The 14353-nt window shown below is 71.0% G+C and carries 16 protein-coding genes; 6 read left to right on the top strand and 10 right to left on the bottom strand.

The window, feature by feature from the left end; all coding sequences use genetic code 11:
* Positions 1–84: 84 nt before the first annotated feature.
* Positions 85–774 carry a DUF1707 domain-containing protein gene (locus IF37_RS0120030; protein WP_030744271.1) on the top strand — a complete coding sequence of 230 codons (690 nt, stop codon included), beginning with the start codon at positions 85–87 and terminating at the stop codon, positions 772–774.
* Between the two features lie 174 nt (positions 775–948).
* The gene (locus tag IF37_RS0120025; protein WP_030744269.1) at positions 949–1338 is read left to right on the top strand and encodes a WhiB family transcriptional regulator; all 390 of its coding nucleotides are present in this window, start codon (positions 949–951) and stop codon (positions 1336–1338) included.
* Positions 1339–1425: 87 nt separating this feature from the next.
* On the opposite strand, the gene glpX is transcribed toward IF37_RS0120025, so the two are convergent.
* Positions 1426–2460 (bottom strand): class II fructose-bisphosphatase, encoded by a 1035-nt coding sequence (glpX, locus tag IF37_RS0120020; RefSeq protein ID WP_030744268.1) that lies wholly within the window; start codon positions 2458–2460, stop codon positions 1426–1428.
* Positions 2461–2588: 128 nt separating this feature from the next.
* On the opposite strand from glpX, the gene IF37_RS0120015 reads away from it, so the two are divergent.
* Positions 2589–3116, top strand: coding sequence for a DUF4245 domain-containing protein (locus tag IF37_RS0120015; protein ID WP_030744266.1), 528 nt, complete (start codon positions 2589–2591; stop codon positions 3114–3116).
* 86 nt (positions 3117–3202) lie between these two features.
* On the opposite strand, the gene IF37_RS0120010 is transcribed toward IF37_RS0120015, so the two are convergent.
* From IF37_RS0120010 to xseA, 3 genes are all read right to left on the bottom strand, one after another.
* Positions 3203–3793, bottom strand: coding sequence for a malonic semialdehyde reductase (locus IF37_RS0120010; protein ID WP_030744264.1), 591 nt, complete (start codon positions 3791–3793; stop codon positions 3203–3205).
* A gap of 142 nt (positions 3794–3935) precedes the next feature.
* Positions 3936–4175 (bottom strand): exodeoxyribonuclease VII small subunit, encoded by a 240-nt coding sequence (locus IF37_RS0120005; protein ID WP_030744262.1) that lies wholly within the window; start codon positions 4173–4175, stop codon positions 3936–3938.
* Complete coding sequence (gene xseA, locus IF37_RS0120000) at positions 4172–5380, bottom strand: exodeoxyribonuclease VII large subunit (RefSeq protein WP_030744260.1); 1209 nt, start codon at positions 5378–5380, stop codon at positions 4172–4174. The genes IF37_RS0120005 and xseA overlap by 4 nt, the downstream gene beginning before the upstream one ends.
* A gap of 332 nt (positions 5381–5712) precedes the next feature.
* Between xseA and IF37_RS0119995 the strand changes: the two genes are divergently transcribed.
* Both IF37_RS0119995 and ppgK read left to right on the top strand, forming a co-directional pair.
* Complete coding sequence (locus tag IF37_RS0119995) at positions 5713–6720, top strand: 4-hydroxy-3-methylbut-2-enyl diphosphate reductase (protein ID WP_030744258.1); 1008 nt, start codon at positions 5713–5715, stop codon at positions 6718–6720.
* 29 nt (positions 6721–6749) lie between these two features.
* A complete protein-coding gene (gene ppgK, locus IF37_RS0119990) occupies positions 6750–7496 on the top strand; it encodes a polyphosphate--glucose phosphotransferase (RefSeq protein WP_030744256.1) in 747 nt (248 codons plus the stop codon).
* Positions 7497–7542: 46 nt separating this feature from the next.
* Here the strand turns inward: ppgK and IF37_RS0119985 are convergent, their stop codons facing one another.
* Entirely contained in the window at positions 7543–8118 is a 576-nt protein-coding gene (locus IF37_RS0119985; RefSeq protein WP_030744254.1) for a DUF6542 domain-containing protein, read from the bottom strand.
* A gap of 185 nt (positions 8119–8303) precedes the next feature.
* Between IF37_RS0119985 and ychF the strand changes: the two genes are divergently transcribed.
* Positions 8304–9392, top strand: coding sequence for a redox-regulated ATPase YchF (ychF, locus tag IF37_RS0119980; RefSeq protein WP_030744252.1), 1089 nt, complete (start codon positions 8304–8306; stop codon positions 9390–9392).
* A 161-nt stretch (positions 9393–9553) separates the two neighbouring features.
* Here the strand turns inward: ychF and IF37_RS0119975 are convergent, their stop codons facing one another.
* The 5 genes from IF37_RS0119975 to IF37_RS0119955 form a co-directional block, all read right to left on the bottom strand.
* Positions 9554–9817: a type II toxin-antitoxin system RelE/ParE family toxin gene (locus IF37_RS0119975; RefSeq protein ID WP_030744250.1), complete on the bottom strand. Its 264-nt coding sequence runs from the start codon at positions 9815–9817 to the stop codon at positions 9554–9556.
* A complete protein-coding gene (locus IF37_RS0119970) occupies positions 9810–10079 on the bottom strand; it encodes a type II toxin-antitoxin system Phd/YefM family antitoxin (protein ID WP_030744248.1) in 270 nt (89 codons plus the stop codon). Before IF37_RS0119970 ends, IF37_RS0119975 begins: the two co-directional genes overlap by 8 nt.
* A 111-nt stretch (positions 10080–10190) precedes the next feature.
* Positions 10191–11537 (bottom strand): hypothetical protein, encoded by a 1347-nt coding sequence (locus tag IF37_RS0119965; RefSeq protein WP_030744245.1) that lies wholly within the window; start codon positions 11535–11537, stop codon positions 10191–10193.
* Positions 11534–13522 carry a hypothetical protein gene (locus IF37_RS0119960; RefSeq protein WP_030744243.1) on the bottom strand — a complete coding sequence of 663 codons (1989 nt, stop codon included), beginning with the start codon at positions 13520–13522 and terminating at the stop codon, positions 11534–11536. Before IF37_RS0119960 ends, IF37_RS0119965 begins: the two co-directional genes overlap by 4 nt.
* Entirely contained in the window at positions 13519–14310 is a 792-nt protein-coding gene (locus tag IF37_RS0119955; protein ID WP_030744241.1) for a toll/interleukin-1 receptor domain-containing protein, read from the bottom strand. Before IF37_RS0119955 ends, IF37_RS0119960 begins: the two co-directional genes overlap by 4 nt.
* Positions 14311–14353: the final 43 nt, after the last annotated feature.

The raw sequence follows: 14353 nt of genomic DNA, 5'->3' as shown, positions 1-14353 counted from the left end.
TAGGACCTGTCGCCGGCGGCGGATCTGTGAGGTAAGGCTCAGTCGGGGGTGTCGCGATCTATCGTGTTTCGGTACGCTGCCGCCGTGGACCTTCCTCAGCACACCGCCCCCGCGCCCGCCGCCGAGCTGCGCGCCTCGGACGCCGACCGCGACCGGGTCGCCGACCTCCTCCGCGAGGCCCTCGCCGAGGGCCGGCTGGCCGCCGACGAGCACGCCGAGCGGGTGGACGGGGTGCTGCACGCCAAGACGGTGGGCGAGCTGGAGGTCTTCATCCGGGACCTGCCCGGCGCGCACCGGGGATCCGGCGCCGCCGCCTACACGCCCGTCCCGCCGCGCCCCGCCCCGGGCACGATCCCGGCGGAGGCCGACGCCAACGTGGTGGCGGTGTTCAGCAGCGCCGTGCGCCGGGGCCGCTGGCGCGCCGGGCGCCGGCTGCACGCGTACGCGGTCTTCGGCAGCGTCGAGATCGACCTCAGCGAGGCGATCTTCGAGTACCAGCAGGTGGTGGTCAAGGCGGTCTCCGTCTTCGGCGACGTGCGGATCCGGGTCCCGGAGAACATCTCGCTGCGCGGCACCGGGGGCGGTGTGCTCGGCAGCTTCGAGGTGAGCCCGCTGGACTCGGTGGACCCCGGCGCCCCGGTCGTCTACGTCGACGGCTGGGCCGTCCTCGGCAGCGTCGAGGCGCGGCCCCGGCGCGGCAAGGTCGTGGCGGACATCCTGGAGCGCGTCCAGGACAAGGTCGACCGGAAGCTGCGCAAACACCTGGGCCGTTGACGGTCGCGAATCCGCCGGTAACCGGAAGGGTCCGCTCCTGTCCCGGTGCCGCGACGGGGGCGTGAACGAGCCGCCGCGCGCCGACGGACGGGAACGCTGTGCATAGGCACGCGCACAGCGGGTAGGCCTTGCTGCATCGTCTCTCGCTCGCGAAGCCGTCGTCAGGAGTAGACCGTGCTGCAACCGCCGCATTCGTCCCTACCGGTAGCTGCCGTTCCGGCGCAGCGGGTGCCAGCGCGAGACAGGGACCAACGGGACAGGGACCAAGACGTGCCCTGGCACACCGAGGCGGTGTGCCGGCGCGACGAGGCCGGTCTGTTCTTCGCCCCGTCCAAGGAGCCGACCGCCGCCCGGCTGTCCCGCGAGGAGGCGGCGAAGCGGGTCTGTTCCCGCTGCCCGGTCATGGTCGAGTGCCGCGAGCACGCGCTGCTCCAGCCCGAGCCGTACGGCGTCTGGGGCGGTCTCACCGCGGCCGAGCGCCGGGTGGTCCTGGCGCGGCGCCGCAGGCGCGAGATGGACCTGAAGAAGGCGGCGAGGGCGACGGCGAACCGGATGGCGGGCTGAGACCTGCCCGAAGCAGGGGAAGGGGCGCCCTCTCCGCACCGAGGGCGCCCCTTCGTCATGGGGCCGGCCGGCCCCGGTGTCACCCGGTCACTTGGCCCGGTCGAAGTCGACGGCGCTGTAGGCGCGCAGCTTGCTCAGCCGGTGCTCGGAGTAGATCCGCCGTACCGTGCCCGACTTCGACCGCATCACGATCGACTCGGTCAGCGCCGTCTCCGACCGGTACCGGACGCCGCGCAGCAGCTCGCCGTCGGTGATCCCGGTCGCGACGAAGAACACGTTCTCGCCGGAGACCAGGTCGTCGGTGGTGAGCACCCGGTCCAGGTCGTGCCCGGCGTCGATCGCCCGCTGCCGCTCCTCGTCGTCCTTCGGCCACAGCTTGCCCTGGATGGTGCCGCCCAGGCACTTCACGGCGCAGGCCGAGATGATGCCCTCGGGGGTGCCGCCGATGCCGAGCAGCAGGTCGACGCCGGTGCCCTCGCGCAGCGCGTACACCGACCCGGCGACATCGCCGTCGGAGATCAGCTTGATGCGGGCGCCGGCCTCCCGGACCTCCCGGATCAGGCCCTCGTGCCGCGGCCGGTCCAGGATGACGACGGTGACGTCCTCCGGCGTGGCCTTCTTGGCCTTGGCGATCCGCCGGATGTTGACGGCCACCGGCGCGTCGATGTCGACGAAGTCCGCCGCCTCGGGGCCGGTGACCAGCTTGTCCATGTAGAACACGGCGGACGGGTCGAACATCCCGCCGCGCTCGGCGGCGGCGAGGACGGCGATCGCGTTCGGCATGCCCTTGGCGGTCAGCGTGGTCCCGTCGATCGGGTCGACGGCGATGTCGACCTCGGGACCGGTGCCGTCGCCCACGTGCTCCCCGTTGAAGAGCATCGGGGCCTCGTCCTTCTCGCCCTCGCCGATGACGACCACGCCGTTCATCGACACGGTGGAGACGAGGGTCCGCATGGCGCGCACCGCGGCACCGTCGGCGCCGTTCTTGTCGCCACGCCCCACCCAGCGGCCCGCGGCCATCGCGGCGGCTTCGGTCACCCGGACGAGTTCGAGGGCGAGGTTGCGGTCGGGAGCCTCGGAGGGAACGTCCAGTTCGGACGGCAGGTGATGATGTTCGGTCATCGGAGCGCACCTTTCTGATACGACGACGGCCGGATGAGGGTCTTGGACGCCGACTCTATCGTCAGGCATACAAAATGAGCAGGGGACCCCACGGATGAGCGCTCGGGGGACCTGCGACGATAGGGGGCGTGGCAGGTTCGAACGGCAAGCAGAAGACGGCCCGGGACATGATCCTCTCCCTGGCCCTGATCGGCATCGCGGCGGTGGCCGTCTACCTCATCGCCATTCCGCACGACGATCACGCTCCCGACATCAAGCGGGTCGACTACCGGGTCGAGCTGCTCACGGCACGCCGGGCGGCGAGCTACCCGGTGGCCGCGCCCGAAGGTCTGCCGAGTACCTGGAAGGCGACCTCCGTACGCTTCCAGGGCGAGAAGTCCGACCGCTGGCACCTCGGCTACCAGAGCCCGGACGGCCAGTACGTGCAGGTCGAGCAGTCCACGCAGAAGCGGCGTGACGCCGTCGACCAGGCCAGCCAGGGCGGGTCGGAGACGAAGCGGACCGAGCGGATCGCCGGCCGCACCTGGACGCGTTGCGCCGGCGGCCGGTACGACGCCCTGGTCCTCGCGGACACCTCCGGCTCCACGACGGTGGTGGCCGGCACCGGCTCCTTCGAGGAGCTGAGGACGATGGCGGCGGCCCTGAAGACGGAGTGAGCCGCGCACCGCGCGCAAACGGCAAAAGGAGGAGACCCCCGGTACTGCCGGGGGTCTCCTCCTGTACGCGGCGGGCGCGCGGGCCGTCAGACGGTGGTGACGACGTCCTCGTAGGCCAGGCGCGGCGAGCGCGGGAACCAGGCGTCCGGGCCCGGCTTGCCGATGTTGACGACCATCAGCGGGGTGTGGTCGTCGTCCAGGAACTCCTTGCGGACGCCCTCGAAGTCCAGACCGGTCATCGGGCCGGCGGCAAGGCCCGCGGCGCGGACGCCGATGATGAAGTACGCGGCCTGGAGGGTGGCGTTCAGCGCGGCGGAACCCTCGCGGCCCTGGCGCTCGCTGAAGAACACGTCCTTGGCCTGCGGGAAGTGCGGGAGCAGGTCCGGAAGCTCCTCGTGGAACTCGTTGTCCGCGGAGAGGATCGCGACCAGCGGGGCGGCGGCCGTCTTGGCCTGGTTGCCCTCGGTCATGTGGCGGACCAGCCGCTCGCGGGCCTCGGGGGAGCGGACCAGGGTGATGCGCAGCGGGCTCTGGTTGAAGGAGGTGGGCCCGTACTTGACCAGGTCGTAGATCGCCTGCACCTGCTCGTCGGTCACCGGCTCGTCGGTGAAGGTGTTCGCGGTGCGGGCCTCGCGGAACAGCAGGTCCTGGGCGGCGGGGTCAAGAACGAGAGACATGCGTGACTTCCTAGTGTGCGCGTCCGGTCCGGCGCGATGCCGCACCGGCTGACGACACCGACCCTACGTCAGCAAGGTTTAAGCTTCAACTAAATCGAGGGTGCGGTGACCCGCCTCACAGCCCAGGGGCCGGCGCTCCCGCCTACTCGCCGCCCGTCCCGTTTGCCCCGCCCGCCCCGTCCTCCTCGGCCAGCGCCGCGTCCAGCCGGGCCCGCGCCCCCTCCAGCCAGCGCCGGCACACCTTCGCCAGCTCCTCGCCGCGCTCCCACAGCGCCAGGGACTCCTCCAGCGAGGTGCCGCCCGCCTCCAGCCGCCGGACGACCTCGATCAGCTCGTCCCGCGCCTGCTCGTACGAGAGCGCCTCGTCCACCTTGCTCGTCATTCCTCCACCTTCACCGTGAATTCACCCTCGGCGACGCGCGCCCGCAGCGCCTCGCCAGCCGTCACCTCGGCCGGATCGCGCACCACGTGCCCGTCCGCACGTTGCAGCACCGCGTAACCGCGCCGGAGCGTCGCCGCGGGGGACAGGGCCACCACGCGCGCGTGCGTGTGCGTCAGCTCGGAGTCCGCGCGGTCCAGCAGGTGCCCCAGGGTCCGCCGGCCGCGGTCGAGCAGCGCGGCCACATGGTCCGCGCGCTCGTCGACCATCCGGTGCGGATCCTCCATCGACGGCCGGGCCAGGGCGTGCGCCAGCCCGCGCTCCTCCCGCTCGACGAACGCGGCCGCGCAGCGCCGTGCCCGGTCCCGCAGCAGCCGCACCCGCTCCAGCTCCTCGCCGACGTCCGGCACGACCTTCTTGGCCGCGTCCGTGGGCGTGGAGGCGCGCAGGTCGGCTACGTAGTCCAGGAGCGGATGGTCCGGCTCGTGCCCGATCGCGGACACCACGGGCGTACGGCACTCGGCCACCGCCCGGACCAGTTGCTCGTCGGAGAACGGCAGCAGGTCCTCGACGCTGCCGCCACCGCGCGCGACGACGATGACGTCCACCTCGTCGAGCGCGTCCAGCTCCTTGACCGCCTGCACGACCTGCACGACGGCGTGCACGCCCTGCACGGGGACGTTGCGCACCTCGAAGCGGACGGCGGGCCAGCGGTGCCGGGCGTTCTCCAGCACGTCCCGCTCCGCGGCGGAGGCCCGGCCGCACACCAGCCCGATCAGCTGCGGCAGGAACGGCAGCGGCTTCTTCCGCTCCGGTGCGAACAGCCCCTCGGCCGCGAGCGTCTTCTTCAGCCGCTCCAGCCGCGCCAGCAGCTCACCGACGCCGACCGGCCTTATCTCGGCGGCCCGCAGGGACAGCTGGCCCCGGGGCGCGTACCACTCGGGCTTCGCCAGTACGACGATCCGGGCGCCCTCGCCGACGACGTCCGCGACCGCGTCGAACACCTGGCGGTAGCAGGTCACGCTGACGGAGATGTCGTACGACGGGTCGCGCAGCGTGAGGAACACGACGCCGGCGCCGGGGCGGCGCGACAGCTGGGTGATCTGCCCCTCCACCCACACGGCACCGAGCCGGTCGATCCAGCCCCCGATGAGCCGTGACACCTCGCCCACGGGCAGGGGGGTCTCGGGGGACGTGTTCGCAGCCATGCGGCGAGCCTAACGGCCGGTACCGACAACGCGGCCCCCGCCGACGCGCCCGCGCCCGCCTGCGGACGCGCCGACGACCACCCGGCGACGCGCCCGCGCCCGCCTACGGACGCGCCGACGACCACCCGGCGACGCGCCCGCGCCCGCCCACCGAGGCTCTCGCGTCCGCCCATCGAGGCTCTCGCGTCCGCTCACCGACGTGCCCGCGGCCGGGACCGGCCGTGGCCTCCGCGGAAGCCATCGTTCCGGTCCCCGGGACGCACACGACTTCTCCTCGCGGGCCCGGCGGCAGGCGATCTCCGGCCCCCGCACGCACCCTTACGATGGGACGCATGACCGCTTCGTCTGGCCGCCGTGTCCTGCTCGCCGCCCCCCGGGGCTACTGCGCCGGCGTGGACCGCGCCGTGATCGCCGTCGAGAAAGCCCTGGAGCAGTACGGGGCCCCGATCTACGTCCGGCACGAAATCGTCCACAACAAGTACGTCGTGCAGACCCTGGAGAAGAAGGGCGCCGTCTTCGTCGAGCGTACGGAGGAGGTGCCGCCGGGCAACATCGTCATGTTCTCGGCGCACGGCGTCGCCCCCGTCGTGCACGAGGAGGCCCGGCAGGGCCGGCTCGCCACCATCGACGCCACCTGCCCCCTGGTCACCAAGGTCCACAAGGAAGCCGTCCGCTACGCGGGCGAGGACTACGACATCCTCCTGATCGGCCACGAGGGCCACGAGGAGGTCATCGGCACCTCCGGCGAGGCCCCCGAGCACATCCAGCTGGTCGACGGCCCCGGTGACGTCGACAAGGTCGAGGTCCGCGACCCGTCGAAGGTCGTCTGGCTCTCCCAGACCACCCTCTCCGTGGACGAGACCATGGAGACCGTCGACGCCCTGAAGACGAAGTTCCCCGGGCTCGTCTCCCCGCCCAGCGACGACATCTGCTACGCCACCCAGAACCGCCAGCTCGCCGTGAAGCAGATGGGCGCCGCGGCGGACCTGGTCATCGTCGTCGGCTCGCGCAACTCCTCCAACTCCAAGCGGCTGGTCGAGGTCGCCAAGCTCGCCGGCGCCCGCGAGGCCTACCTGGTGGACTTCGCCAGCGAGATCGACGAGACCTGGCTGGAGGGCGTGACCACCGTCGGCGTGACCTCCGGCGCCTCCGTACCCGAAGTCCTGGTCGAGCAGGTCCTTCAGTGGCTCGCCGAGCGCGGCTACGCCGACGTGGAGCTGGTCAGGACGGCCGAGGAGTCCATCACCTTCTCGCTGCCGAAGGAGCTCCGCCGCGATCTGCGCGAGGAGGCGGCGGCCCTGGTGGCCCAGCGCGGCGGTAGCGGCACCTCCGAGACGTGACCGTCGGTGGTCCGTCGTAACGTGGAGCCATGCAGATCTTCGGTGTGGACATCGGCGGTTCCGGTATCAAGGGCGCCCCTGTCGATCTAGAGCGGGGCGACCTGGCCCAGGAGCGCTGCAAGGTGCTCACCCCGCACCCGGCGACGCCCGAGGGCGTCGCCGACGGGGTCAAGCAGGTGGTGGACCACTTCGGCTGGACCGGGCCGGTCGGCCTGACCTTCCCCGGGGTGGTCACCGGCGGCGCCACGGTCCGTACCGCCGCGAACGTGGACAAGAGCTGGATCGACACGGACGCGCGCGCGTTGTTCAGCGGCAGGCTCGGCGGCCTGCCGGTGACGGTCGTCAACGACGCGGACGCGGCCGGCGTCGCCGAGATGGAGTTCGGTGCCGGGCGGGGCCGCCGGGGCACGGTCATCCTGCTCACCTTCGGCACGGGCATCGGCAGTGCCGTCTTCGTGGACGGCGTCCTGGTCCCCAACACGGAACTGGGCCACCTGGAGCTGAACGGCCACGACGCCGAGAAGCGCGCCTCCAGCAAGGTCAAGGAGGACCACGACCTCAGCTGGGAGCGGTGGGCGGAGCGTGTCCAGCGGTACCTGGCGCACGTGGAGATGCTGTTCTCGCCGGAGCTGTTCATCATCGGCGGCGGGGTCAGCCGCAAGGCGGACAAGTTCCTGCCCCACATAGAGGGCATCAAGGCCGGGATCGTCCCGGCGCAGCTCCAGAACAACGCGGGGATCGTGGGGGCGGCGATGAGGGCGGCCCAGCAGGGCTGAGCCGTCCGACGCCCCTCATGGACCGAGGTACGCGGGCCGGCGGCCGTCAGCCGCGCCGCCGGCGCCGCCGTACCCACCGCACCCGGCGGGCGAGCACGATCACCCCGGCGGCGAGCGTCCCCCCGTACAGCCACCCGGCCTGGGTGGCGAGCCCGGTGACCAGTCCCATCAGACGGCCGAGCAGTCCGCCGCCCTCGGCGACCGGCAGCAGCCCCACCGCGAAGGCGATCGGCAGGACCACCGGCGCGCTCAGCACGTCCCCGTCGCGCACCCAGAGCGCGGTCAGCGCGCACACCGGCAGGAACAGCACGCCGTAGACGGCCGGGGACGCCCCGAACAGCACCTGGTCCAGACAGCCGAGCAGGAACATCGCCACGGCGCAGAACAGACCGCTGCCGAGCCCGGTCAGCCGGGGGTTCGGCAGCCGCCCGCCCGCCGTGCCGGGCCGCGCCTCCCCGGCCTGTGCGGCGCCCGCCGACTGCCCGGCGAGCCGCCCGCCCCCGTACCCGTACCCACGTCCGTCCCCGCCCGCCCGGCGCCGGGCCTGCGGCGGCAGCGGGGCCTGCCGCGGCCTGCCGCGTCGCCGTCCGTCGTTCGGGGGTCGCTCCCTGCGTTGCTCCACAGGGACCAACCTAGGTCTGTTTATGTGCCGAATCGGCCGTCAGACACGCCGGGGGAGGGTGGCGGACCGGACGGACGGCGCTCCCGCGAGGCGGGTGCGCGGGACGCCGTAAACTGGTGGATCGGCCAGTGTCGGTCTCTGGCCCCTGGCAGCCCCTGGCCCACTCATCAACGGGAAGTCGCAACGTGTCGCTCACGATCGGAATCGTCGGCCTGCCCAATGTCGGCAAGTCGACCCTGTTCAACGCCCTGACCAAGAACGACGTGCTGGCGGCCAACTACCCGTTCGCCACGATCGAGCCCAACGTGGGCGTCGTCGGCGTGCCCGACGGCCGTCTCGCCCAGCTGGCCGCGATCTTCAAGTCGGAGCGCATCCTCCCGGCCACGGTCGACTTCGTGGACATCGCCGGCATCGTCCGGGGCGCCTCCGAGGGCGAGGGCCTGGGCAACAAGTTCCTCGCGAACATCCGCGAGTCCGACGCGATCTGCCAGGTCATCCGCGCCTTCAAGGACGAGAACGTCGTCCACGTCGACGGCAAGGTCTCGCCGAAGGACGACATCGAGACGATCAACACCGAGCTGATCCTCGCCGACCTCCAGACCATCGAGAAGGTCCTGCCGCGCCTCCAGAAGGAGTCGCGGATCAAGAAGGACGTCGCGCCCAAGGTCAAGGCCGTCGAGGAGGCCAAGGAGATCCTGGAGAAGGGCGACACCCTCTTCGCCCACGGCATCGTCCAGGGCAGCGAGCGCGCCGAACTCCTGCACGACCTGCACCTGCTCACCACCAAGCCGTTCCTCTACGTCTTCAACGTCGACGAGGACGAGCTGACCGACGACGAGTTCAAGAACGAGCAGCGCGCCCTGGTCGCCCCCGCCGAGGCGATCTTCCTCAACGCCAAGCTGGAGGCGGACCTCGCCGAGCTGGACGAGGAGGAGGCCCTGGAACTGCTCCAGTCCGTCGGCCAGAACGAGCCCGGCCTCGCCACCCTCGCCCGCGTCGGCTTCGACACCCTCGGCCTCCAGACCTACCTGACGGCAGGCCCCAAGGAGTCCCGCGCCTGGACGATCAAGAAGGGCGCCACGGCCCCCGAGGCGGCCGGTGTCATCCACACCGACTTCCAGAAGGGCTTCATCAAGGCCGAGGTCATCTCCTTCGCCGACCTGCTCGAGGCCGGCTCGGTCACCGACGCCCGCGCCAAGGGCAAGGCCCGCATGGAGGGCAAGGACTATGTGATGCAGGACGGGGACGTGGTGGAGTTCCGCTTCAACGTCTGAGCGGATGGAACGACACCACGTCGCTGACGTGGCGAACCCACCAGCCGGAAGGGGCCGACTCCGCCGGAGTCCGGCCCCTTCGGTGTTCCGTACTCGACCGGCGCCGGATGTCCTGACGCTCAGTCATCGTCTTTCAGTCCCGTACTGCCCGACTGTCCGGATCAGGTGTCGTAAACAACGGAGCGATGTCCGACGTGAACGACCCACACCACGAGTTCTCCGTTGTCGATCGTGTAGACGACCCGGTAGTCGCCGACGCGGAGCCGACGGCGTTCTGGCTGGGACACGAGCGCGGTGGTGTTGAAGCCGAGAGGGTCGCTCTCCAGCTCGGTCAGCTTGGCCAGGATGCGCAGCGCCATGTCGCGCGGGATCTTCCGCAGCTCGGCCTGCGCCTCGGGGCGGAAGACGGTTCGGTACTCACTCACCGCGCGCCAGCGTCTCCCTCATGATGTCCTCGATCGGGATACCGGGGGCAGGGTTGGCCATGCGCTCGTCGATGATCCGGTTGATCTCGCGTTCTTCCCACTCCTGGTACTTGCGCAGCACCTCGATGGAGACGACGGCGGCCACCTGCTTGCCTCGTCGGGTGATGACGGTGGGCACATCGTCACGATCGGCGCGCTCCACGACCTCGGCCAGGTGCGCACGTACGTCGCGGATGGACTCTATGGGCAGCGGCTGCGTCATGTACTCAAGTGTACCGAGTGTGCCATGTGTACACCAATGCATCGGAAAGGAAGGGCTCCCCTGCCGCGAAGCGCGATCAAGGGGAACCCCGGAGAGCGGTCGCCTACCGGATCAGCTTTCGTCCTCGTCGTCCTCGTTTTCTGCGCGTGGTGTGGCAGGCCGGTGCTGGCTGTGAGAGGTGTCCCAGAAGTGCGGAGACGCCATGTCGTCCTCGCTCGTCTCCCACCGGCCCCGGTTCCGTTCGTTCGCGTCGCTCTCCGCCGCCCCAGGCGTGGACGTGTCCGCGTCGGTATCCGGGTCCGCGGCCGTATCGGTGAACGGGGAGCCCGCGGGGCCTGAGAAGCGCGGCGACCAGGGCCCTGTGGGGTCCCCTTCATCCGAAGGCTCACCCTCCGGCCCCTCGGTTCCGCCCTCGGGCTCCGAGAGGAAGGTCCGCCTGACCTCCTCGGCGGCCTCGCTCAGCCCTTCCTCTTCCAGGCTCCTTACCACGCGGTGCACGAGCACCGTGTAGCCGTCCATGTCCGGCTTCAGCCCCACCGCCGCCAGCAACAGGGCCAGCCGATCCGAGACCCCTACTTCCTCCTCACGGTCGAACACCCCTCCTCCCTGGCCGCCGCCCCACAGCGGATCCCCGACGGTCGCTTCACTCCGCCCGTCCACGGGTGGGACGAGCAGGTGGCGGAAGAGCTCGGGCACCTCCTCGTCGTTGGCCGCCGCCGAGATCTGGGCGAGCGGGCCGATCATGTCGACCGCCTTCTCGATCTCGTTCTCGTGGCGGGTCAGCCACCACACCACCGCGCTGCCCGCGCTCTTGAGCACGTCGTCACCGAGGTAGCGCCGCTTGTTGCGCTCGTGCTGACGCTCGTACTCCCAGATCTCCTCGTCCTTGCGAAGGTCGTTCAGCTTCCGCAGGCGCTCACGGTCGGCGGGCGCGAGGGACAGCGTCACATCGGCCGCCAGGGCCTTCACCCGTCCGCTTCGGTCCGGAAGCGGGACGCCCAGTTCCCCCTCCAAGAGGTACCGCGCGAAGCTCGCCCGGCCGGGCTCCTCGTGGCGGACGACTTCCAGGGCCCGGCTGACGACCGAGGACACGGCGAGGGCCGGGGAGGCAGTGTCGGACGGGCCGGCGTGGTCGGGGACCGGCCACCACCACACAGTGGCGGAGAAGAGGAAGTCGTAGCCGTCCGCCGCGCTGGGCAGCACCGCGTCGACGACCCGCGTCTCCTGGTACGGCGGCTTCGCCGGTGCCGCGGGCGGCTCCGGATCCCCGGGCTCGTACGGGTCGGCCAATGCGCGGCCACCGCTGAGGACCGTCATCACGAGCAGCAGCGACCCCGAGGCCGTGACCATGGACATGAAGCCCCACAGCCACGCCGACCAGTGCGCGAGGTTTCCGAGCGCAGCCGGTGCGAGGCCGCAGAGAGCGACGAACAGCAGGCTGGGAAAACGGTGCTTCATCGTGCCTCATCCGTGGTCCGTGGTCCGGCGCCCGCACGCTCCGTACTCTCCGTGCGGGCGTACTGCGCGTGGTCGATGTGCTGCCAGAAGAGGGCGGCGACGGCCGCCCGGGACGGATGGCGCGCGGGCCGCGCCCAGTCGTAGGCGATGATGTAGAGACGGTGTAGAGCGGCCGTGCGGCCGCGCGTCGCCCCGGCCAGCACGTCCAGTGCCATCTGCCGGGTACTGTCGCCTGCCACGGCGTTCAGCCAACTGCTCACCAGCGGGCTCCAGGACTCCGCCGGCGGCTGTGAGAACACCGTCTCCCAGCCCAGGAACAGGTCCGGCCACGGCGGCGGTTCCGGTGCCCGATCGCTCCTCAGCAGCTCGGTGAGCAGCCGTAGATGCGGCTCCGCCCCCCGCGGATCCCGACGGGTCCAGTGCCGCAGGCGGTCGATCAGCAGTCGGTAGAGCCGACGGTCGCGGCCGGCGAGGTCCAGAAGTGCCTCTCCGGCCTCGCGTGCCGCCTCTCCCTTCCGTACGGCGAGGTAGTGGAGCCGTACCACCGCCTGATCCGGGTGCGTCGCGCCGAGGTTCTGGACGCAGGCGGCGGTCAGGACGCGCGCGAGACCGTTTGACAAGGTGCCTGATGTCGCGCAGTCGTAGATCCGCTTGCGGAACCATCCCCCGAACCGCTCGTGGCTGAGTCCGAGTTCGAGGGCCGCCACGGCTCGTGGGTCGCAGGACGCCCCGGTCGCGCGGTCCGCCCAGTGCATCACGAGGTCGAAGAGGTGGTCGGGACGCTCGACGGCCAGAGCCCGCTCGCCGAAGCGGACGACGACGTTCACTTGGTCGTCGATGGTCAGGCCGCGCAGACCGGCGGCATGACCGATCCAGTCCTTGAGATCGTCGCGTACTCCGGGGAAGTTCGCCCAGAAGTACGTCCGTACCGCGTCGGCGTAGGCCAGCCGCCCGAAGCGCAGCCTTCCGTCCGGGTCCCGTTCGATGCCGAGCGTCGCCAACCGCGACCCGAAATCCGTCCGCGCGAGCTCGGTAGTCGCCTCCTCCTCGTGCCCCACCGTCCTCATCAGGCCGTGCCACGCCTCGTAGACGGTGTCGGCGCGGCTCTCCTCGAACACCGCCGCCGCGAGCAGCAGAGCCCGATCGGGCGCGGTGCGGACCTCGCCCACTTGCCGGCCCACCTCACCGGCGCGGTCGGTCAACGCGTGTATCGCCTGGTCGAGCCAGCCCGCGAAGTCGGCGCCGAACCGGCCGCTGTCGCGAGCAGCCCTCACCAGCACCGCGAGCCGCGCCAGTTCCCACATGGGAGCGCGGTCGCACAGATGCTGAAGGTCGGCGCTCCCCAGATCGGTGGAGCGGAAGGGCATCCGGTCCATGCGGAGGTACCGGGTGACGACGGCGAGACCTCGGGGGCGTTCCAGCGCGACCGTGTGCGGTTCGAGGTCAGGCGCGAGGGCGTGTTCCATGTCCGACGGCAGGACGGCGACCATGTGGGCCCCCGCCTCCTGGACCTGTGATCGGTGCACGGCCAGGCGGCGCTGGGCCTTGGCGTACTTTTCCTCGTCGGTGATCCCGGAGAGGTCGAGGAGGAAGCGGTCCCCCTTGCCGGGAGCGAGAGGGATGTCGTCCGTGTCCACCGTGCCGGGAAGTTCCTCGAACCGGATTCCCTCGTCGTCGGCTTTCCCGTCCTCACCGACCCCGTGCAACAGCATGATCGCCGCGGCGCGTCGGCCGCTACCGGGCAGAGCCTCCAGCAGGACGACCGACCCGGGCTCTTCCAGACGGTCGGCGGCGAGGCGGTAGCCCACCGGCGGTACGAACCGGTCGGCCAGGCGCATCCGGTCCTCGAAGGTGATGCGGAGGGACTCGACCCCTTTGCGGATCATCCAGTCCGCGCCGACGCCGTAGAAGACGTACTGATGCCCCTCGCCGTTGTTCACCGGGCCACGCGGACCGTTGACGGTGACGCGGTCCCGCTCGGTCATCGCCCGTCGTCCGAGTGCCGGCGCTCACGCTCGAAGCGCTGGTGGACCGTACCGCTGTTGTCGCCCGCCGTGAACTGGACCCCGGTGTTGTCACCCTCGAAATGAGGCGCGTTGTACTGGTGGCCGCGACCGGTGTTCACGGGTCCCTGGGGCTCGTTGACGAAGGTTCCCAGGTCTCCGTTGAGGTTCCCGATGCCGCCGCGCACGCGCTGCTTGACGTCCCGCGTCCGCATCCTGGTGTGCCCGGCGTCCCGGGTTGACTTCTTGCGGTAATCCGCCTTCGTCCGCTCCCGTGCCGCACGGGCGTCGTGGTCTTTGTCGCCCAGCCCGGGCAGTAGCCGGGCGAGGGTGTCGCCGAGCGCCGTCAGGTCCGACTCGGCGTTGCGGTGGTCGAACCTCCTGTACTGGCAGTCCGCCAGTTCCCGCAGGTCGTCCGGGAGGACGGCACGATCGATCCGCGTGGCCTTTCCGACGAGCACGGGGATCACCAGGATCCCGCGGTCGAGCGCGGTCTGGATCTCACGACGGGTCCAGTCCTGCTCGGTTTCGAGGGCGGGGCGGCCGTCGGCCCCCCGTACCTCCGCCCAGCGCGGTCCGATCACGGCGAGGAGCGCCTCGCACCCCTCCACCGCCCTGACCAGTTCGACCGGGAAACGGCGTCCGGCTTCGATCGAGTCGCTGGCGAAGAAGATCCGCTCGGATCCGAACCGGCGGGACAGCTCACGCGCGATCATGGTCGCGGCGGATTCCTCGTCGCCTGTGCGGTAGTTGACGAAGACCTCGGGCATGAAAGGTCCTTTCGTGAGGGGAAGACGGGTGAACGGGTAAGGG

It is taken from the genome of Streptomyces sp. NRRL S-31 (assembly GCF_000718775.1).
Lineage (GTDB): Bacteria > Actinomycetota > Actinomycetes > Streptomycetales > Streptomycetaceae > Streptomyces.
This window is presented reverse-complemented; position numbering and strand designations above follow the sequence as displayed.